The 791-nt window shown below is 57.4% G+C and carries 1 protein-coding gene; it reads right to left on the bottom strand.

What is annotated here, in order from left to right:
* Positions 1-746: IS110 family transposase (locus tag T3A99_RS17095; RefSeq protein ID WP_322834594.1), on the bottom strand; the 746-nt coding region annotated here is incomplete at its 3' end.
* Positions 747-791 lie beyond the last annotated feature (45 nt).

Here is a 791-nt window from a genome sequence, read left to right on the forward strand (position 1 = left end):
ACCAAGCCCACGGAGGCGGCGAAGTCACGGCTGCATCGGTACTGCCTGCCGTCCCCCATCTCTACAGCCAGCAGGCTGGCGGTGATCGGCCCGACACACGGCAAGCTCAGCAAGCGGCTGCCGAGATCATCGTCGGCCAGTTGGCTTGCCAGCTCTTTATCCAGCGCCTTGATCTGTTCATCCAGATAACAGAAATGCTCATGCAAGCGCTGTAACAGCACTGTCAACCGAACGGGCAACTCATGCTCAGCCAAAATACTCGCCAACCGCTTCATGATCGCCAGGCCCTTGGGCAGGCTGATGCCGAACTCCAGTAGGAAACCATGCATTTGATTGGCGGTTTTGGTGCGATCGCGTACCAGCGACTCGCGCAGGCGATGCAGAACGGAAAGCGTCTGCTGTGCCTCGGTTTTAGGCGAAACGAAGCGCATCGATGGACGCGAAGCCGCCTCGCAAATGGCTTCGGCATCCACGAAGTCATTTTTGTTGCCTTTGACGAAGGGGCGGACGAATTGCGGGGAAATCAGTTTGGCTTCATGCCCCATGGCCATCAGCTGGCGAGCGACGAAATGCGCCCCGGCACAAGCTTCCATCACCACGGTACAGGCCGGCAGATTGCCGAAGAGCGTCATCATCTGTTGACGCGAGAACTTCTTGCGAAACACCTCTCGGCCCAATTTGTCTTGGCCGTGCAGGTGGAAACTGTGTTTACCGAGATCGATCCCGATCAGCGCTGACTCGCTCATAATGATGGCCTCCGAAAACAAAACACCCTGCGAAAGCGTAGCCCT

The sequence above is a fragment of the Pseudomonas sp. N-137 genome (assembly GCF_034555295.1).
Lineage (GTDB): Bacteria > Pseudomonadota > Gammaproteobacteria > Pseudomonadales > Pseudomonadaceae > Aquipseudomonas > Aquipseudomonas rhizophila.